Raw genomic sequence first — 18,598 nt, 5'->3', positions numbered from 1 at the left:
GGCCTGATCCAGGCAGACAGGGCCGACTCCTGCTCTTGAGCAGACAATACTCGGAAACAGGATCGGCCCTACGCCCCCGAAGGGGCTGTCGATCACTCAAGAATCGCCCACGGACCACCCGCTTTTGCAGCAGATCCCACCCGCCCAGCCGATACCAGCAATGTGCCATTAGCTCATTTGCCCTAATCGACCCTCAAGGCCCGTCGCCCCTATATTCCTATCTTGAGTGGCCACCTGCTGCCACGGACAAGCCCCCTCAAGGATCGAAACATCATGGCCAGCCCATTTCTCTATGTCAGACGGATACTTCTGGCACTCACTCTGCTGTGCAGCAGCGCCAGCACCCTCGCCGAAAACTCGGGTGATTACTGGATCGTCTACGGCAAGGGCGTGCGCTTCCAGAACGAGGTCTTTGTCGCCGACGCGGCCGGTATCCTGCAAAAACCCCAGGGGATCCAGTCGGCCATGATCATGCAGATCTTCGAAGACCGGAGCATGCCCGTGCTGGCCGCCTACGAGATCCAGTACAAGTGCAAGGAGCGCAAGGTGCGCTTCGACAGCGCCCGGGCCATGCGCCGCTTTGACAACGCCCTGAAGGACGTAAAAACCGCCCAGGGCTGGATCGCCCCGAAGGACTACTGGCTGCAGCGCACATTCGCCTTCGTCTGCGCACCGGGAAACCGTGCAAACAACCTGATGCTGCCCATGGGCAAGATGGCCACCAGCCGCATGATCGAAACCGTCCAGGCCATGTTCCAGCAACTGTATGGCATCCAGGCCAACAGCGAGGCCGTGCAAAGCCTCGACGCAATGCTCGGCAACAGCCCGCAATGAAGGGAGCAGTCATGACCCGTCACCTGCTTGCCCTCGGCCTGCTGTCGTCGCTGCTGAGCGGCTGTATCCCCACCCTTCCGGAATACATGGCCGGCCAGCAATGGAAGGGACGCGATGCCAAGGAAGCCATCGACTTCTTCGGCCCGCCCGGACGCATGCAGCCCTCAGCCGACCGCAGCCAGGTGCGAATGCAGTGGTACCGCGACACCTCCTACGTGAGGAAGGAAGTGGTCGGTAGCTCCAGCGAGATGCAGGGCGGCGTGATGGTCCACACCAACTATTGGGACGACGTCACCCACACCAGCGGCTGCACCCTCTCCATGACCGTCGACAAGGCCAGGCAGATCAAGGATTTCTCCATTCGTGGCCGCTGCACCGGCGTGGCCCTGGCGCCACAGTGACTGGCCCGACATAGATAGCCCGCAGAGTACGATCGCCCATAGCCTTCAAGGATTGCTACATGAAACCGTTTCGGCCGCGTTTGGCCCTACCCGCTGCGTTACTTCTCTCTCTTTCCCTCTCCGGCTGCATGTCCGATCTTGATTCGGGTGCCTACGGCAGCATGGACGATCCGCGTTACGCGCAGTTGCTGGACCTAATGGACGCAGCACTCAAGGGAAACATGGCGGTGGTACTGGTGGCCGACGTGATGCCACACAAGTCGCTAAGCGACGCGCTGACCATGACTCAATGGACGCCGACGGTAATCTGGGAATACGAGAAAGATCCAAAGATCACCTTCGGCCGCAAGTTCCAGACCAATGCCCTGCAGAGAAAGCCTGACGAAACCTATCTGTTCAAGGCGTTCGAGGTGCACATCCTGCCGCCCGGCAAATACCTGCTGACCGGCGGCGATGACTACCAGATCAGAGGATTGCTCGACCAGGTCGGCGCCCGCAACGGCCCACCCGGTTCGGGCCGTGGTGCCAACGGCACTGCGTACCTGTCCCCCGAGCTGTATCGCGAGTACTACAGGGAAGAGGTCTGGAAGGACGCCACCTATGGCAGCGAGACCAAGACCCAGAGTGTCTGTACTGCCGTGCTCAGGGCTTCGGGCGCCTGCGTGAGCTGGGGTGAGCAGCAATATACTCAGACCACGGCAGGATCCCCGGCCGGCTATTACCAACAGACCGACTCTCGCGACGTTCCCGCGATCAAGGTCCAGGCACGCCTGCCGGTCGACAAGGCACTCGCCAGCTTCACCGTCCAGGGCGGACAATTGCTGCTGGCCCCGCGCATGCACCTGAAGACTCCTGGCTACAAGTACCAGCAGTCGAAGTGCCGGGCCATCGACCCGAAGAAGATCGAGTGCCCGCTCGACAACCTTACCGTCTACACCTGGCCGGCCCCCATGAGCTTTACGCAGAACCTCATTGAGCAACGCAACCTGAGCGAGAAGCACCGGCAACTGCTGTCCAGGCTCCAGCCCATGCAGATCACCCCATTGGGCAAGCAAGGCATGGAGGATCCCATCTGGGGTGTGCCGTTGTCGCTGTCCAAATAAGGCATGAGCCCCTCATCGAACACCGTGTTGAGCATGCGCTGTAGTGGTCAACTAATTCCGGGCACGACGTTAAGTTTTTTCTCGGCCTGAGCCGGGGCCTGCCCATCGTTGAACTGGTGCAGTCGAATCCAGTTGTACCTATGCATCAGGTAATGGCTGATGTCTCGATGGGCCTCTTGAGCCGTCATGTAGCCCACGGTCGGTTACAGTCGACCCGATGATGGATCGGCCACACAAAATAAAAAATACTTATAATTCATATCTTTAGATGCAAAGATAGGATTGCTGTAGGACAGATTAAGCAGAAGAAAGAAAAGGCGGAATCGCTGGGTAGTGGCAGCCATTCCCGACTTGAGTTGTGGTGAGTGTCGCGCTTGCGACGAACGAGCTGACTTGAAAATCGAAACCTTCAAAGGTGCTGCGCATGACAAATTGGCAACGTGGTGACTTAGTCGAGCTAGACGGCCTGCTTGCGGTCGTGGTCGGCATTGAGGGGGATCCAAATGTCCCCAAGGAGCACATCGCAGTTTGGTTTGGTGCCCCAAGTTGCATCCGAAAGTCCAAGGGCGGAGCTGGTGGAGCGAGTCCGGAGGTTTGGACAGTGCCGGCGAACTTATTCGTGCGAGCCGCTGAGCCTGATTGGCATCACTGATAATTGAAATGTTAATCGGTACCTGTCCTCGCCAGTGGCCCATTCCTACCCTGCCGGCGCCATCTCGACCGCTACACAACGCCCTTTAGTTCGCACCTTCTGCACCAGTCGCGCTCTGTTGACGAACACATTGATTTCGCAACTGCCTGCGTGCTGCACGTCTTCCCAGTATTCTGCGTGCACAAGTTGCCCGTTCTGCGGCCCCGTGTAAGTACCCGCTGCTTCACGTGAGACATAGCTACTGTCACGTACATATCTGAGCACGACCATATCTTCCTCCGGCGCCACCATGATCTGCCTTGGCACACCGAAGAAGTCGATCAGTTCGCCCACCGGGCGATCTTTCCAGGCACTGCTGGCCGACAATGATGCGCAGCCACTGAGCAAGGTGGCGAGCAGGGCCAACATAAACAATCGGTTCATAAGGTCTTCTCCCTGAAGGCCGCGTTACTTGGCAGACATCTGCGCAAACCCTTCATCTATCTTCTGCATAATCGCCGTCTTGGCGGCCTCGCGGTTCAGTACCTCGAACAAGTGCGGCCCTGCCGTGCTCATTTGCGACGCGGACATTACACCCAAGCGCTCCATCTTCTTGGCCTGGCGTTCAGTCGGCTTGCAGACAAAGTCACGACTTTGTGCCAGCCAGGCGTCAGGCTTGCTCTGCCACTGGCTGGAATACTTCACATTGAGAAACTTATTGAACACGCTGCGAAAATCCGCTGCCCCCATGATGCGCACGCGGTTCTTTGCACAATCGATTTCGACATCGTAACTGGTGAAGTTGGGTTTACCGGGCTCTTCGTACAGTTGATAGACGCCCAAGGATTTCGCGCCACCTGGGCGATTGAAGATGTTCTTGGGGTCGCCGTCGGCGATGAACACCTGATTCTTGCCCAAGCCGCCCTGGTAGTGAACGACCCAGAAGTCGCCCATCTGCACTTCGCCCGCCTGAACAGCGAGGGCACTGCACAGTAATGCAGCAGGCAAGAGCTGCCTTGTAAAAGCGATCATGGGCCGGTCCTTTGCCGTTATTGTTGAAGGCAATAGCTTCCCACTCTGAACATGTAGCAAAGGGCTATCTAGCACATTCGTCCTATGCCTTTGACGAAAACAGCGGTCGGGCGAACTCTTGCTGCACCGTCGCCAGTTCCAGTTCCAGTGCCTGCTCTGCGCTCAGCTCCACCGGGTCGTCATGCGCAGTGATACGCCTTGATCTGAATCAAGCTGCCCTGCTCGATCCACAGGCGCACCTCGCCCTCGCTACTCTGGAAAATCTCTTCAGCTCAGCGCTAAAAACAGGAGAGTTGCGGAAGTGATTACCCAAATTCCAGGCAATAAAAAACCCCGTAGACGTTAATCTACGGGGTTTTCAAGGGTGGAGGCCGAGGTCGGAATCGAACCGGCGTAGGCGGATTTGCAATCCGCTGCATAACCATTTTGCTACTCGGCCCCAAATGTCCAATGCCTGAACAACAACACTGCACACGTACAAACTGGAACGGCTAACGAGATCAACTTAATCTCGTAACTCTTTGATTTTTAAAGAGTTTTTCCGTTTCCTCGCTGAGGAATGGTCGCAATTATGGACGTGTTTTCCATTCCTGGCAACTCCTATTCGAGATTTTTTCTGTCGGGCTGTTTCTACAGGTTGCCAAAGCGACAGATTCGCCTCGAAGTCATCAGCGGGGGCTGGATGATTGCACAAACCACGGCCGATAGCTCCCCCTCGCCTCGCTTCACCCACCTACCCGATCGGGTTATGGCGTGTGTCCGGTCGCTCGCGGACAGTAACGCCAACGGCCCGACCGGGCTCCTCCCTCACGTTCAAGGTGGAATTGAAGTATGCGTACAGCGTTCCCAGCAGTGTTTGGCGTGGTTCTGGCGGCAGCAACGATGCTGGTGCAGGCCGGGGAGTCTGCGGACAAGACTCTGCGCTTGTACAACTGGTCGGACTATATCGGCGAGCACACCCTCGCCGGCTTCGAGCAGGCCACCGGCATCAAGGTGATCTACGACACCTTCGACTCCTACGAAACCGTGCAGGGCAAGTTGCTCCCCGGACGTTCCGGCTATGACCTGGTGGTGCTCAATGCGGCGCTGGTGCCGCCGCTGATCAAGGCGCGGGTGTTCCAGCCCCTGGACAAGCAACAGCTGCCCAGTTGGCACAACCTCGATCCCCAGGTGCTCAACAGCCTGGAGAGTTACGACCCGGGTGTGCAGTACTCGGCGCCCTATACCTGGGGCAGCAATGGCGTGACCTATAACGTCGAGAAGATCAGGGAGCGGATGCCGGACGCGCCCATCGGCTCCCTGGCCATGCTGTTCGATCCCAAGGTGGTGTCGCGCTTCGCCGATTGCGGAGTGACCCTGCAGGATTCGCCGACCGATATTCTGCCGCTGGTGCTGGCCTACCTCGGACGCAATCCCAACAGCGCCGCGCCCGAGGACCTCAAGGCCGCCCAGGACGCGCTGATGGCGATTCGCCCGTACATCCGCAAGTTCGACTCCACCAGCTACCTCAATGGACTGGCCAACGGCGACCTGTGCCTGAGTGCCACCTGGTCCGGCGACTACGCCACGGCCCAGGCCCGGGCCAATGAAGCCGGGGCGCCGGTCAAGCTCGACTACTTCATTCCCAAGGAGGGGTCGCTGATCTGGTTCGATGATCTCTACATCCCCGCCGATGCGCCGAACCCGGCCAATGCCCATGCCTTTATCGAGTACCTGTTGCAGCCACAGGTCATGGCCGAGATCAGCGACTACATCCGCTACGCCAACGCCAACCTCAAGGCCACGGCGCTGCTCAGCCCCGAGGTGCGTGACAACCCGGCGATCTACCCCGATGCCCGGACCCGCGCGCGGCTGTTCACCCAGAAGATCCAGTCGCCTGCCGACACCCGGCTGATCACCCGCACCTGGAACATGGTGAAGATCGGCAAGTGATCCGCCAATCCGAACTCCACAGACTTACCACGCAGTGGTTCTACCCGAGGTCAAGCCCATGGCTATCCAACCCCCAGCCTTCTTCCAGCAGTTCGATGACCTGCAACTGGTGGCCGCCGACAAGGCGCATTACATGCACGGTTTCCACATGTTCGACGAGCACCGCGAACAGGGCTCGCTGAACATCGCCGCCGGTGACGGCGCCTACATCTATGACACCGCCGGCAATCGCTACCTGGATGCGGTCGGTGGCATGTGGTGCACCAACATCGGCCTGGGTCGCGAGGAAATGGCCGAGGCCATCGCCAATCAGGTGCGGCAACTGGCCTACTCCAATCCGTTTTGCGACATGGCCAACGTCAGCGCCATTCAACTTTGCGAGAAGCTCGCCAGCCTGGCCCCCGGCGACCTGAATCATGTGTTCCTCACCACCGGCGGTTCCACTGCGGTGGACACCGCCTACCGGCTGGTGCAGTTCTATCAGAACAGTCGCGGCAAGCATCAGAAAAAGCACGTGATCTCACGGCTCAATGCCTACCACGGCTCGACCTTCCTGACCATGTCCATCGGCAACAAGGCCGCCGACCGAGCGCCCGAGTTCGACTTCATGGGTGATCTGTTTCACCACATCTCCTGCCCCAACTACTACCGCGCCCCGGCCGGCATGAGCGAGCCCGAGTTCCTCGAGTTCCTGCTGGCGGAGTTCGAAGACAAGATCCTCACCCTCGGCCCGGACAAGGTGGCGGCCTTCTTCGCCGAACCCATCATGGGCTCCGGCGGGGTGATCATTCCGCCTGAGGGCTATCATCGGCGCATGTGGGAAATCTGCCAGCGCCACGATGTGCTGTATGTGGCCGACGAGGTAGTGACCTCGTTCGGGCGCCTGGGCAGCTTCTTCGCCTCGCAAGAGGTGTTCGACATGCAGCCGGACATCATCACCACCGCCAAGGGCCTGACCTCCGGCTACCTGCCCCTGGGCGCCTGCATCTTCTCCGAGCGCATCTGGCAGGTTATCGGTGAACCGGGCAAGGGCCGTTGCTTCACCCACGGTTTTACCTACAGCGGCCACCCGGTGAGTTGCGTCGCGGCGCTGAAGAACATCGAGATCATCGAGCGCGAGAACCTGCTGGCCCACGTCGAGGAGGTCGGTGTCTACCTGGAGCAGCGTCTGCAGACCCTGGCCGACCTGCCGCTGGTGGGCAACGTGCGCTGCAAACGGTTGATGGCCTGTGTCGAGTTCGTCGCCGACAAGCACAGCAAGGCACTGCTGCCGGACGCCCTGAACATCGCCGAGCGCATCCACCTGCGGGCCCAGGCCAAGGGGTTGCTGGTGCGCCCCATCGGCCACTTGAATGTGATGTCGCCACCGCTGATCATCACCCGCCAGCAGATCGACGAGATCGTCGACACCCTGCGCGAGTGCATCCTCGAGGCAGCCGCCGAACTGCGTCGTGACGGGCAGTACCGGGACTGATGAACCTGTTTCAGGCGTCGCCCAGCGGGGTCTTACCTGGCCTGCGCCCGGCAGTTACACTGCCGGGCATGAGCCCACCGTCCACGCCCCTCACTCCCTCCCTCTCCCTCCAGGGCCTGCAGGCCTGGCATGCCGGCCTGTCCCAGGCGTTCAACAAGGTCGACGACGGCACGTTCCTCGGGTACCTGGCGGCCGCGCTGTCCGCCCTGACCCCCATCGAGTCGATGATGATCAGCCTGGAACGCAAGGGGTTGCCGCCACAACTGCTGTTCGAGCAGGGCATCGTCGGCGCGTACCGCGACGAGATCATCAACCGCTACTTCTCCCGCGGCTACCTGCTCGATCCGTTCTGCCTGGCGGTGGAGAACGGCCTGGCCGAAGGTTTCTACCACCTCTCGGAAATCGCCCCGGACGACTTCTTCAGCAGCGAGTACTACAAGACCTATTACCTGAAGACCGGTGGCGCCGAAGACAGCTACTACATTGTCGACCTCGACCCGCAGAGCAAGATTTCCCTGTGCATGTTCCAGGGCCTGAGCGGCGAACGCTTCTCCCGTGAGCCGCTGGCGCTGCTGCGGGCCGTGGAGCCCCTGGTACGTGAACTGCTCCGGCGCTTCGGCACCGCCGGGGGCATGCAGCAACGGCTCCGGCAAGCCCCCGGAGACTCCTTGCCCGCCTTCGCTCCCGCCAACCTCAACCAGCAGATCGAGGCGGCTTTCATGAGCTTCGGCAATCCGCTGCTGACAGTCCGCGAGCGTGAGATCGCCCACCTGATCCTGCGCGGCCACTCGGTAAAATCCACCGCCAAGGTGCTGGAGATTTCCCCGGAAACCGTGCGCATGCACCGCAAGAATCTCTACACCAAGCTGACCATCAACTCCCAGGCCGAGCTGTTTTCCCTGTTCATCGACTGGCTGACCCACAGCCATCACCGCGCCGCTCCCTGAGCCGCCCCGCTTCAACTCGCACCTGCTCCCCTCGGCACGCCAGCTCCTGTGCTCAACCTTCAGCGCCTGGCTGCGCCAGGGGATTGCGATGGGCAGCAGCGCGTCTAGATGCAAGCAGCGAGCCGCCCGTGAATGCCGAGCACAAGAGAGGGGGCCGCAGCCCCCCCCTTTCAACTGCCCTGCCAACCCTCCTTCAGCGGGCCGCCCAGGCATTGAAGCGCTGCTCCAGCTCCTCGCCATGATCGACCCAGAACGCGGCATCCACTGCCCGAGCGCCCTGCAAGTTGGCCTCGTAGGTCGGCAACTGCTGCTGCACGGCCGCCGGCAGCAGCGGCAATGCCTGGCGGTGCACCGGCCCGTAGGGAATATTCTCGGAGAACACTTTCTGCGCCTGGGGCTGGCTGGCGAACAGGATGAAGTCCTCGGCCAGGGCCTTGTTCGGCGAGCCCTTGACCACCGCCCAGTACTCCGGGTCGTACAGGCTCTGGGGCCAAAGAATACTCAACTGCATGCCCTCCTTCTGGGCCATGGCGATGCGCCCGTTGTACGCCGCGCTCATCACCACATCCCCAGCCACCAGCCATTGCGCAGGCTGGGCCCCGGCCTCCCACCACTGGATGTAGGGTTTGATCTGGTCCAGCTTGGCGAAGGCCCGGCTCACGCCCTCGGGCGTACCCAGCACCTGATACAGCTGGGCCGGCGCGACACCATCCGCCAGCAAGGCGATTTCCAGGGTGTACTTGGCACTCTTGCGCAGGCCGCGCTTGCCCGGATAGTCCTTGAGGTTCCAGAAATCCGCCCAGGAACCCGGAGCCCTGGCCAGCTTCTGCGGGGCAAAGGCCATGACCATCGACCAGACATAAGTGGCCACCCCGCATTCGCTCAGCGTGCCTGGAACGAACTGCGCGGGGTCGCCAAAACGCGCCAGGTCCAGGGGTTCGAACAGGCCTTCCTCGCAGCCACGCAACAGCTCCGGGCTCTCTACTTCGACCACGTCCCAGCTGGTCTTGCCGACATCGACCATGGCCTTGATCTTGGACAGTTCACCGTTGTACTCCCCAGCCACCACCCGGGCAGCCCCGCTTTGATTGAACGGCTGGAAGTAGGCTCTTTCCTGAGCCTGCTTGGTGGCTCCACCAAAGGAGATGACGGTCAGGTTCTGCGGTTGGGCCAGGGCCCCGGTACACAGAAAGACCCACGACAACGCAACGCCGCAACGCAAGGTGTTGGACATGAAACCCATCCTCAAGAAAGCCGGCTCGCCCGCACGAACCTGCACAGCAAGAGCCTGGACGCGACCGTATCCACGGGCGGCACAGCACCAGGCACTACGAGTTCTGGTCAGCGGTACGCAAGGGCGTGGGGCACAGGCCGACAAGCCGGGGCGTGACCGTGGCGGGCTCTGCGGCCCCGTTCGTCTGGAGTGTTTGCGACCCGTCCGGGGTGATCCGGCAAGGCCATGCTCGAATGGCGGTTCATCGCTTGCTCCCTGTTGTTTTTGTAGGAAGAACAAATCGATCGGCAGTGCATCGCAAAAGCGCTCGTGGCAGACGGGCAGGCGAATGCAGGGGGTCATTGTTTCCATAACCCGGGGCATTGCGAAACGAGGATTTTGTGAGGTAAAGGCAAGGGAAAAGCTGCTTTGCCGACGGCCCGTCCAGCCGCGTGGCGAGCAATTCAGCCCTGTTGCCCGGGGCTCGGAAAAACCCCGCGCAGTGATCCTGTATGCCCGCGATTGAACAACGCTAGAATCAACCCACCTTCCCCACGCGACTCGACGAGACCCACTCATGAGCTTCGATTTCGATACCCTGCACCCGCGCCAAGGCACCGGCAGCACCAAATGGAGCCGCTACCCCGAAGATGTGCTGCCGATGTGGGTGGCAGACATGGATTTTGCCGTGGCCGACGACATCCTCCAGGCCCTGCACCAGCGCCTGGAGCATCCCTTGCTGGGCTATAGCGTGGCCCGGGATGAACTGCGCAACGCGGTGGTCGACGACCTCTGGGCCAAGTACACCTGGCGCGTGCAGCCTGACGAGCTGATCTTCCTGCCCGGGGTGGAGCCGGGGTTCAACATGGCCCTGCACGCCTTCGTCCAGCCGCAGCAGTCGGTGGTGGTGCAGACCCCCAACTATCGTCCGCTGCGCCTGGCCCCGGACAACTGGCGCCTGAAAAAGACCGAAGTGCCGTTCCAGCTCACCGAGCACGGCACCTATGTGACGCCCATGGATGCATTGCGCCAGGCGCTGCAAGGCGCCGGGGCAATGCTTCTGAGCAACCCGCACAACCCCCTGGGCAAGGTCTTCCCCCGGGACGAACTGCTGGCGGTGGCCACTGCCTGTCTGGACCAGGGCGCGCTGATCATTTCCGACGAGATCCATGCCGAGCTGTGCTTCGACGGCCGCCGGCATATTCCCACCGCCTCCCTGAGCCCGGAAATCGCCCGCCGCACCATCACCCTGATGTCGGCGAGCAAGGCCTACAACATCGCCGGGATGAAGACCTGCTTCGCCATCGTCCAGGACCCGGCCACCCGCCTGGCCTTCAACAATGCCCGCGCCGGCATGGTGGACAGTGTCAGCCCCCTGGGCCTGGAAGCCACCCTGGCCGCCCTGACCCACGGCGGCCCCTGGCTGCAGGCCCTGCTGGGCTACCTGCAGGCCAACCGCGACTACCTGCTGCACGCGGTGCAGACCCGTCTGCCGGGCATCCGCATGCACGCGCCCCAGGGCACCTACCTGGCCTGGCTCGACTGCAGCGCCCTGGGCCTTGAGGATCCCCACGCCTACTTCCTCAAGGAAGCCAAGGTCGGCCTCAGCGCCGGGCTGGAGTTCGGTGACGACTGCGGGCAGTTCGTGCGCCTGAACTTCGGTTGCCCGCGGGCCTTGCTGGAAGAAGGTATCCAGCGCCTGCAGGACAGCCTGCAACGGCGCTGATCCCCAGAACCCGCTCCTGCCCCAGCACCGCAGCCGCCAGATTCCTCTCCCTGGCGCTGCGGCCCTGCCCCCTTGCCTGAGCCCGCCGCCCCTTGCCCGGGGCTGGGCCTTGAAGCGCGGGTAATGGATCCATAAAAACCCACCACTGGATCCAAAACGCTACTAACCGACCGATTATCGAACGGTAAATCAGCGTATTTGTTTGACACCTCCAGAGCGCCAACCATTTAATGGATCCATTAAATAAAAACAACAAACCCCTGGAGAGACGTCATGTACCCCAAAAATGCCTGGTACGTTGCCTGCACCCCCGATGAATTGCAGGGCAAGCCCCTGGGCCGGCAGATCTGCGGCGAACACATGGTGTTCTACCGCGCCCACGAAGGCCGGGTAGCCGCCGTCGAGGACTTCTGCCCCCATCGCGGCGCGCCGCTGTCCCTGGGGTATGTCGAAAACGGCAACCTGGTGTGCGGCTACCACGGCCTGGTGATGGGCTGCGACGGCAAGACCGTGGAAATGCCCGGCCAACGGGTGCGCGGCTTCCCCTGCAACAAGACCTTCGCCGCGATCGAGCGCTACGGCTTCATCTGGGTCTGGCCCGGTGACCAGGCCCTGGCCGACCCGGCACTGATCCACCACCTGGAATGGGCCGACAGCGAGCACTGGGCCTACGGCGGCGGGCTGTTTCATATCCACTGCGACTACCGCCTGATGATCGACAACCTGATGGACCTGACCCACGAAACCTACGTCCATGCCTCCAGCATCGGGCAGAAGGAAATCGACGAGGCGCCGCCGGTGACCACGGTCGACGGCGACCAGGTGACCACCGCCCGGCACATGCACAACATCATGGCCCCGCCGTTCTGGCGCATGGCCCTGCGCGGCAACCAACTGGCCGATGACGTGCCGGTGGACCGCTGGCAGATCTGCCGCTTCAGCCCGCCCAGCCATGTGCTGATCGAAGTCGGCGTGGCCCATGCCGGCCTGGGCGGCCATGACGCCCCGGCCGAGGTCAAGGCAGCGAGCATCGTGGTGGATTTCATCACCCCCGAGAGCGACACCTCGATCTGGTACTTCTGGGGCATGGCGCGCAACTTCAACCCCCAGGACCAGGCGCTCACCGCCAGCATCCGCGAAGGCCAGGGGAAGATTTTCAGCGAGGACCTGGAGATGCTCGAACGCCAGCAGCAGAACCTGCTGCGCCACCCTCAGCGCAACCTGTTGAAGCTCAACATCGACGCTGGCGGCGTGCAGTCGCGACGGGTGCTGGAGCGCCTGATCGCCGAGGAGCAGGCACCTGGGAACAATCTGATCGCCAGCGCCCAGTAGCCCCACCCTGCCCAATAACCAGAAGTGACCACTGCGGTGGCAACACTCCGAGGACCGACTGATGATCGACGTGCGGGTGGTCTCGCGCCACAACGAAGCCCTGGATATCTGCAGCTACGAACTGGTGGCGGTCGACGACCGTCCCTTGCCGGCGTTCAGTGCCGGCGCCCATATCGACGTGCACCTGGCCGATGGCCTGGTACGCCAGTATTCACTGTGCAATCACCCCGAGGAGCGTCATCGCTACCTGATCGGGGTGCTCAAGGACCCGGCCTCCCGGGGCGGATCCCGGCACCTGCATGAACAGATCGAAGTCGGCAGCCGGCTGCGCATCAGTGAGCCGCGCAACCTGTTCGCCCTGGAGCCGAGTGCCCGACGCAGCCTGCTGTTTGCCGGCGGGATCGGCATCACCCCGATCCTCTGCATGGCCGAGCGCCTGGCTCAGGGTGGCGCGGATTTCGAGCTGCACTATTGCGCCCGCTCGCAACAGCGTGCGGACTTTGTCCAGCGCCTGCGCCACTCGGCCTTCGCAGAACGGGTCTTCCTGCACTTCGATGAGCAGCCCGAGAGTGCCCTCGACGCCTTGCAAGTGCTGGCCGCCCCACAGGATGACCTGCACCTGTACGTGTGCGGCCCCGCTGGCTTCATGCAGCACGTACTGGACAGCGCCAGGGCCCAGGGCTGGCGGGATGACTGCCTGCACCGCGAATACTTCAGCGCCGCGCCAATGGCTCACAGCGTCGACGGCAGCTTTACGATCAAGCTCGCCAGCAGTGGCCAGGTGTTGCAGGTTCCGGCGGATCGCAGCGTAGTCCAGGTGCTACAGGAGCAAGGCATCGAGATCGCCACCTCCTGCGAACAAGGCATCTGCGGCACCTGCCTGACCCGGGTCCTGGAAGGTGTGCCGGAGCATCGCGACCTGTACCTCAGCGAAGACGAGCAAGCCAGCAACGATCAGTTCATCCCCTGCTGTTCGCGGGCGAAAACCCCGTTACTGGTGCTGGACCTGTGAAGCCCTAAGAGGCCGGCAGGATCAGTTTCATGCGCTGGTCCGCCAGGGCCGCGCCGAAGATCTCGGCATAACGCAAGGTGGCGTTGGCATGCTCGCGCATCAAGGCCTCGGCCCGCGCGCCCTGGCCGTTGACCAGGGCATCGAACACCGAGTGATGCTGCATGTGGGCGTAGTTGAAGCGCCGGTATTCCCGGGCCATGTCCTGGCGATCCACCGCCAGGGCGGTCACCGAGGCGAACGGTAGGTGATCGTTGCGCGCCAGGGCATCGGCGATCGCCGGGTTGCCGCTGCCTGCGACGATCACTTGATGAAAACGCATGTTGAGGTCGTGATAGAGCTCAAGGTCCTCTTCGGTCACATAGCCCTTGTCGAACAGGCCATCGCCCTGCACCAGGCAGCGCTCGAGGATCGCCCGGCCCTCGACGGACAGGCCGCGCTCGGCAGTCTGGCGCGCCGCCAGGCCCTCAAGCACCCCGCGCACCTCCACAGCCCCGGCGATGTCCTCGGCACTGACCGAACGCACCTGGAACCCGCGTCCGCCAAAGCGCACCAGCAGGCCCTCCTGCTCCAGGGTACGAAAGGCCATGCGCACCGGCATGCGCGAGACGCCGAACAACTCGGCGGTGGGCACTTCCATCAGCCGCTCGCCTGCCGCCAGCTCGCCCGAGGCGATCATCTTGCGCAACGCGACCAGCACGGTTTGACCGGGTTTGCTCATCCAGGCTGCTTCCTGAAAACGTGGGCAGCCATAGTACCGCAAGGTCCGGGGCAAGGGAGCCGGGCATCGCCCCGCAAACTGCAGCCGAACACCAACGGTGGCGAGGGAGCGGCTCCCGATCGATCGGGTTGACCACACGCCGCGAGGGCCAGGCATGGGGTTCAGGGACTGGCGCTTGCGACGCGGCGCCTGGCTTTGGGGCGCGCTGCGCACGCCAGCGCGAGCAAGCTCCCTCGCCACGAGGGGCTTGCGCTGCGGGGTGGTTTAGAAGGACAGCGGGTAGCTGACGATCAGGCGCGTCTGGTCGAAGTCGCTGTTGAAGCTGCGGCGGTTGGTGGCGTTGTTCAGCCGCAGGCTGAGGTTCTTCAGGCTGCCACTTTGCAGGGTGTAGCCAATCTCGGTGTCGCGCTCCCATTCGGTGCCGCCATTGCCCACCTTGGTGGTGGCCTGGTCGCCTCGGCCATAACGCACCATGGCCAGCAAGCCGGGCACCCCGGCGGCGGCAAAGTCATAGTCGTAGCGCAGTTGCCAGGAGCGCTCGCCGGCATTGCTGAAGTTGCCGTTGAACATGTCGTTGCCCAGGGTCCGGCCACTGCTGCCATAGACCGACATCCAGGGGCTGTCGCCGCTGACTTTCTGCAACCCCAGGTACAGGGTGTGGCCGGCCCGGGACGCGGAGAACAGGCCATAGGCGGTGTGGCTGTCGACCCGGCCAATGCGCGCGCTGCCATCGTCGCGGTCGATGAAGTACCCCAGGTTGGCCCCCAGCATCCACTCCCCCACGGGCTGCTTGTGCAGCAGGTTGAAGTAGCTCTGGCGGTAGATGTCCTGCAATTGCGAATGCCAGGCGCCGACCAGGGTGCGCTGCTGGTTGAAGCGGTACTCGGCACCGGCGTAGTTGAAGCCGTCGGATTTCACCCCCGGTGCGGCCCAGGCCGACAGGTCCTGCATGTCCGAGGAGTTGCGCAGGCTCACGGCCCGGTACTGCCCGGCCTGCAGCCCCAGCCCGGTGATCTCCCGGGACACCAGCAGCGCCCCGCGAAAGGTCTGGGGCAGCAGGCGCCCGTCGTCATAGCGCAGCACCGGGACATCCGGCAGCAGCTCGCCGACCTTCAGTTCAGTCTGCGACAGGCGCACCTTCACCGCCGCCCCGGCCCGTCCGTAGTTGTCCGCGGCACGCCCATCGTCATGCACCGGCAGCAGTTCGGAGCCGCTGACCCGCCCACTGCTGTCGAGCTTCAGGCCGAACAGGCCGATGGCATCCAGGCCGAACCCCACAGTGCCCGGGGTATAGCCGGAGCTGAACTTGAGGATGAAACCCTGGGCCCATTCCTCGATCTGGCCCTTGGGCGCATCGTGATCGCGAAAGTCTCGGTTGAAGTAGTAGTTGCGCAACAGCAGGTCGGTCTTGGCCCCTTCGAAGAAGCCGCTGTCTTCGGCCCAGGCCACCCCGCCGCCAAGCAGCGACAAGGAAGTGCCCAGCAGCGAGTGTGCAAGGAGGGAAGGACGGTTGCTCATTATTATTGTTCTCCGTTTCTTATGGGCGCAGCCGTCCCCCGACAGGCCATCTTGGCCCGCCTGGCTCCGGTTGCTCAGGGCCCCGGCCGGGATGGCCGGGGCAATTTCAGCGGGCTACATCAGAAGGGATACTGACGGGGCCGGTGCTGCAGGCTGATCCAGTGATCGCGGGTGAACTCGTCGATCGCCCAGTCGCCATTGAAGCGCCCCAGGCCGGAATTCTTCTCGCCACCGAACGGCGCGTTGGCCTCGTCGTTGACCGGTACATCGTTGATATGGGTCATGCCGGCGCGCACCTGGCGGGCAAAGTTCACCCCGCGCTCCAGGTTGCCGCTGAACACCGCGCTGGACAGACCGAACTCGCTGTCATTGGCCAGTGCCAGGGCATGGGCTTCGTCCCGGGCGCGGATCAGCCCCACCAGCGGCCCGAAGATCTCGTTGCGCGCCAGGTCCATCTCGGCCTGCACTTCGCCATACACATGGGGCGCCAGCAGGTTGCCCTGCAGGCCGCCTTCGTACAGTGGCTCGGCCCCCTCCTTCCGGGCCAGGGCGATTTTTTCCTGCAGGCCCTGCAGTTGCCGGGCGTTGATCACCGGACCGATCACCGTGTCGATCGATTGCGGGTCGCCGACCTTGAGTTGCTTGACCCGGGCCACGAAGCGCTGGGCAAAGGCGTCATAGACCTTGGCATCGAGGATGATCCGGTTGATCGCCATGCAGATCTGCCCCTGGTGCAGGAACTTGCCGAACACCGCGGCGTTCACCGCCTGCTCGATATCGGCGTCGTCCAGGACCACGAACGGGCTGTTGCCCCCCAGCTCCAGGGCCACGTGCTTGAGGTGCTGGCCGCCACTGGCCAGGCGGCCGATACCCTGCCCCACCGGGGTCGAACCGGTGAAGGTGATCAGTGACGGGATCGGGTGCTCGACAAAGGCGTCGCCGATCTTGCTGCCCGCCCCCACCACCACACTGAAGACCCCGGCCGGCAGCCCGGCTTCCTCGAAGATCCGCGCCAGCAGCAGGCCCCCGCAGACCGGGGTGTCGCTGGCCGGCTTGACCACCACCGCATTGCCCAGGGCCAAGGCCGGGGCAATGGAACGCTGGGTCAGGTGCAGCGGGAAGTTCCACGGGCTGATGACCCCGACCACCCCCAGGGCACTGCGGTAGACCCGGCTCTCCTTGCCCGGCACATCGGATTCGACAATCCGCCCGTGGACCCGAGCCGGGAACGACGCCGACTCCAGGGTGATCGCCCGGGCCGCGCCCCACTCCGCCAGGGCCTTGATCCGGGTACTGCCGGATTCGCGGATGATCCAGTCGACGATTTCATCCCGGCGCTGGTCGAAGATCGCCACCGCCTGATGCAGCACCTGGGCCCGGGCCGAAGGGCCCAAGGCCGCCCATTGCGGCTGCACCCGGGCGGCTTCGGCGTAGGCGGCATCCAGGTCGCTGCGGTTGGCCTGGGGCACTTCCAGCAACAGCGCACCGTCGTACGGGTTGCTCACCTTGAGCACTTTGCCAGCAGCGCCGGCACGCCACTGCCCGGCGATGGGTTGCAGGTGCAGATCGCTGTAGACCGCGTTGGAATCACTCATGACAACACTCCTTGAAAAAACTGGGTTCATAAACCATTCGTGCAACCATTGTGGCGAGGTCGCAGGCTTGGCCTCGGCGGCCCGCGTTTGGCGCGCAGCCAGCCCGAGCCTCGCCCACAAACACCAGGCCCCGCCCCGGCCATACCGGTTCAAGGTCCTGGCCAATGCACCTAAGCCGGCTCACCAGCCGCCCGCGCCTCGATCAGGCGCAGCAGTCCGAGCAGGGTTTCGGTGTGGGGCACGGCGATCCCTGCCTCCCGCGCCCTGGCCAGCACCTCGCCATTGATCGAGCCGATCTCCGTCGCCCGCCCCGCCAGCACATCCTGCAGCATCGACGGCTTGTGGGCCCGGTGATGGGCGATGGCGTAGAACACCGTGTCCAGGCAGCGCTGGGTATCCACGGCAATCCCCTGCGCCTGGGCCACGGCCAGCACCTCCAGGACAATCGCCTGAACCAGCGCCGGGCCTTCGGCGCGGGCGTCCAACTGCCCCACGGTGCAGCCCGTGGCGGCGCACAGGCTGTTCAGGGCGGCGTTGAAGGCGACCTTTTCCCAGATCGTGGTCCACATATTGGGGTCCAGCGTGCAGCGCAGGCCCGCCGCATCCAGCACCGCGGCGACCTCCAGCGCATCCGGGCGCTCGGTGCCGTCCAGCGCCAGGACACGCACCACTCCCAGGCCATGGGAGTGCACATGGCCGGGGCCGACCATGTCGCCGGGCCAGGTGGTCATGCCGATCATCACCTGCTCCGGGGCGACATGCCGGCACAGCGCCTCGGCGTTGCCCAGGCCGTTCTGCAGGGTCAGCACCAGGGTGTGCCGGCCGATATGCGCGGCAACACTGCGCAGGGCCTGCTCGGTGTGCTGGGTCTTGGTCAGCACCAGCAACAGGTCGGATTGGCCGCGGGCCTGTTCCGGGCGACAAGCGTGCAGGCCCTGGATCTGCCGATCGCCGCTGTCGGTCGCAAGGCGCAGCCCATGACGGCGGATGGCCTCAAGGTGGGCATCGTTGATGTCCAGCAGGGTCACCTGCTGGCCGCTCTCTGCCAGCAGGCCGCCAAACAGCGAGCCCATGGCGCCCGCTCCGAGAATACTGATGTTCATTGAGCCTCCTGGCCGGTTACGTGATTG

The 18,598-nt window shown here is 63.2% G+C and carries 16 protein-coding genes, 1 tRNA gene and 1 pseudogene; 9 read left to right on the top strand and 9 right to left on the bottom strand.

The window, feature by feature from the left end:
* The first annotated feature begins 273 nt into the window (after positions 1-273).
* From U873_RS0119935 to U873_RS0119925, 3 genes are read left to right on the top strand one after another with little or no spacing between them, the layout of a single operon-like run.
* On the top strand, positions 274-834 hold the full coding sequence (locus tag U873_RS0119935; RefSeq protein ID WP_025129921.1) for a hypothetical protein: 561 nt from the start codon (positions 274-276) through the stop codon (positions 832-834).
* Between the two features lie 11 nt (positions 835-845).
* On the top strand, positions 846-1,235 hold the full coding sequence (locus tag U873_RS0119930) for a hypothetical protein (protein ID WP_025129920.1): 390 nt from the start codon (positions 846-848) through the stop codon (positions 1,233-1,235).
* 59 nt (positions 1,236-1,294) lie between these two features.
* Positions 1,295-2,338, top strand: a complete 1,044-nt coding sequence (locus U873_RS0119925; RefSeq protein ID WP_025129919.1) for a hypothetical protein — start codon at positions 1,295-1,297, stop codon at positions 2,336-2,338.
* 47 nt (positions 2,339-2,385) lie between these two features.
* Here U873_RS0119925 and U873_RS36185 read toward each other — a convergent pair.
* The 4 genes and pseudogenes from U873_RS36185 to U873_RS0119905 all read right to left on the bottom strand — a co-directional run.
* Positions 2,386-2,541, bottom strand: a pseudogene (locus U873_RS36185) (IS3 family transposase); the annotation flags it as partial.
* Between the two features lie 494 nt (positions 2,542-3,035).
* On the bottom strand, positions 3,036-3,413 hold the full coding sequence (locus U873_RS0119920; protein ID WP_025129918.1) for a hypothetical protein: 378 nt from the start codon (positions 3,411-3,413) through the stop codon (positions 3,036-3,038).
* Between the two features lie 24 nt (positions 3,414-3,437).
* Entirely contained in the window at positions 3,438-4,001 is a 564-nt protein-coding gene (locus U873_RS0119915) for a hypothetical protein (protein ID WP_025129917.1), read from the bottom strand.
* Between the two features lie 365 nt (positions 4,002-4,366).
* Positions 4,367-4,440 (bottom strand) — tRNA-Cys (locus tag U873_RS0119905).
* Positions 4,441-4,832: 392 nt separating this feature from the next.
* Between U873_RS0119905 and U873_RS0119900 the strand changes: the two genes are divergently transcribed.
* From U873_RS0119900 to U873_RS0119890, 3 genes are all read left to right on the top strand, one after another.
* Positions 4,833-5,933, top strand: a complete 1,101-nt coding sequence (locus tag U873_RS0119900) for a polyamine ABC transporter substrate-binding protein (RefSeq protein ID WP_025129916.1) — start codon at positions 4,833-4,835, stop codon at positions 5,931-5,933.
* A gap of 58 nt (positions 5,934-5,991) precedes the next feature.
* Positions 5,992-7,407, top strand: a complete 1,416-nt coding sequence (locus tag U873_RS0119895; RefSeq protein ID WP_025129915.1) for an aminotransferase — start codon at positions 5,992-5,994, stop codon at positions 7,405-7,407.
* Between the two features lie 68 nt (positions 7,408-7,475).
* The gene (locus tag U873_RS0119890) at positions 7,476-8,354 is read left to right on the top strand and encodes a helix-turn-helix transcriptional regulator (protein ID WP_025129914.1); all 879 of its coding nucleotides are present in this window, start codon (positions 7,476-7,478) and stop codon (positions 8,352-8,354) included.
* 193 nt (positions 8,355-8,547) lie between these two features.
* Here the strand turns inward: U873_RS0119890 and U873_RS0119885 are convergent, their stop codons facing one another.
* Positions 8,548-9,588 (bottom strand): ABC transporter substrate-binding protein, encoded by a 1,041-nt coding sequence (locus U873_RS0119885; RefSeq protein ID WP_025129913.1) that lies wholly within the window; start codon positions 9,586-9,588, stop codon positions 8,548-8,550.
* 556 nt (positions 9,589-10,144) lie between these two features.
* Between U873_RS0119885 and U873_RS0119880 the strand changes: the two genes are divergently transcribed.
* The 3 genes from U873_RS0119880 to U873_RS0119870 all read left to right on the top strand — a co-directional run bounded on the left by U873_RS0119880 (position 10,145) and on the right by U873_RS0119870 (position 13,637).
* Positions 10,145-11,293 (top strand): MalY/PatB family protein, encoded by a 1,149-nt coding sequence (locus tag U873_RS0119880; protein WP_025129912.1) that lies wholly within the window; start codon positions 10,145-10,147, stop codon positions 11,291-11,293.
* Between the two features lie 273 nt (positions 11,294-11,566).
* Positions 11,567-12,625, top strand: coding sequence for an aromatic ring-hydroxylating dioxygenase subunit alpha (locus tag U873_RS0119875; RefSeq protein ID WP_025129911.1), 1,059 nt, complete (start codon positions 11,567-11,569; stop codon positions 12,623-12,625).
* Between the two features lie 61 nt (positions 12,626-12,686).
* The gene (locus U873_RS0119870; RefSeq protein WP_025129910.1) at positions 12,687-13,637 is read left to right on the top strand and encodes a PDR/VanB family oxidoreductase; all 951 of its coding nucleotides are present in this window, start codon (positions 12,687-12,689) and stop codon (positions 13,635-13,637) included.
* 4 nt (positions 13,638-13,641) lie between these two features.
* Here U873_RS0119870 and U873_RS0119865 read toward each other — a convergent pair whose 3' ends face one another.
* The 4 genes from U873_RS0119865 to U873_RS0119850 form a co-directional block, all read right to left on the bottom strand.
* Entirely contained in the window at positions 13,642-14,355 is a 714-nt protein-coding gene (locus tag U873_RS0119865) for a GntR family transcriptional regulator (RefSeq protein WP_025129909.1), read from the bottom strand.
* A 264-nt stretch (positions 14,356-14,619) separates the two neighbouring features.
* On the bottom strand, positions 14,620-15,873 hold the full coding sequence (locus U873_RS0119860) for an OprD family porin (RefSeq protein ID WP_025129908.1): 1,254 nt from the start codon (positions 15,871-15,873) through the stop codon (positions 14,620-14,622).
* Between the two features lie 119 nt (positions 15,874-15,992).
* Entirely contained in the window at positions 15,993-17,468 is a 1,476-nt protein-coding gene (locus U873_RS0119855; protein ID WP_025129907.1) for an aldehyde dehydrogenase family protein, read from the bottom strand.
* Positions 17,469-17,638: 170 nt separating this feature from the next.
* Complete coding sequence (locus tag U873_RS0119850; protein WP_025129906.1) at positions 17,639-18,571, bottom strand: ketopantoate reductase family protein; 933 nt, start codon at positions 18,569-18,571, stop codon at positions 17,639-17,641.
* Between the last annotated feature and the right edge of the window lie 27 nt (positions 18,572-18,598).

The sequence above is a fragment of the Pseudomonas sp. PH1b genome, from assembly GCF_000633395.1.
Lineage (GTDB): Bacteria > Pseudomonadota > Gammaproteobacteria > Pseudomonadales > Pseudomonadaceae > Aquipseudomonas.
This window is presented reverse-complemented; position numbering and strand designations above follow the sequence as displayed.

Bases quoted from the DNA above. Each gene is read 5' to 3' on its own strand.
- U873_RS0119935 (WP_025129921.1), top strand. From the start codon at position 274: ATGGCCAGCCCATTTCTCTATGTCAGACGGATACTTCTGGCACTCACT.
- U873_RS0119930 (WP_025129920.1), top strand. From the start codon at position 846: ATGACCCGTCACCTGCTTGCCCTCGGCCTGCTGTCGTCGCTGCTGAGC.
- U873_RS0119925 (WP_025129919.1), top strand. From the start codon at position 1,295: ATGAAACCGTTTCGGCCGCGTTTGGCCCTACCCGCTGCGTTACTTCTC.
- U873_RS0119920 (WP_025129918.1), bottom strand. From the start codon at position 3,413: ATGAACCGATTGTTTATGTTGGCCCTGCTCGCCACCTTGCTCAGTGGC.
- U873_RS0119915 (WP_025129917.1), bottom strand. From the start codon at position 4,001: ATGATCGCTTTTACAAGGCAGCTCTTGCCTGCTGCATTACTGTGCAGT.
- U873_RS0119900 (WP_025129916.1), top strand. From the start codon at position 4,833: ATGCGTACAGCGTTCCCAGCAGTGTTTGGCGTGGTTCTGGCGGCAGCA.
- U873_RS0119895 (WP_025129915.1), top strand. From the start codon at position 5,992: ATGGCTATCCAACCCCCAGCCTTCTTCCAGCAGTTCGATGACCTGCAA.
- U873_RS0119890 (WP_025129914.1), top strand. From the start codon at position 7,476: ATGAGCCCACCGTCCACGCCCCTCACTCCCTCCCTCTCCCTCCAGGGC.
- U873_RS0119885 (WP_025129913.1), bottom strand. From the start codon at position 9,588: ATGTCCAACACCTTGCGTTGCGGCGTTGCGTTGTCGTGGGTCTTTCTG.
- U873_RS0119880 (WP_025129912.1), top strand. From the start codon at position 10,145: ATGAGCTTCGATTTCGATACCCTGCACCCGCGCCAAGGCACCGGCAGC.
- U873_RS0119875 (WP_025129911.1), top strand. From the start codon at position 11,567: ATGTACCCCAAAAATGCCTGGTACGTTGCCTGCACCCCCGATGAATTG.
- U873_RS0119870 (WP_025129910.1), top strand. From the start codon at position 12,687: ATGATCGACGTGCGGGTGGTCTCGCGCCACAACGAAGCCCTGGATATC.
- U873_RS0119865 (WP_025129909.1), bottom strand. From the start codon at position 14,355: ATGAGCAAACCCGGTCAAACCGTGCTGGTCGCGTTGCGCAAGATGATC.
- U873_RS0119860 (WP_025129908.1), bottom strand. From the start codon at position 15,873: ATGAGCAACCGTCCTTCCCTCCTTGCACACTCGCTGCTGGGCACTTCC.
- U873_RS0119855 (WP_025129907.1), bottom strand. From the start codon at position 17,468: ATGAGTGATTCCAACGCGGTCTACAGCGATCTGCACCTGCAACCCATC.
- U873_RS0119850 (WP_025129906.1), bottom strand. From the start codon at position 18,571: ATGAACATCAGTATTCTCGGAGCGGGCGCCATGGGCTCGCTGTTTGGC.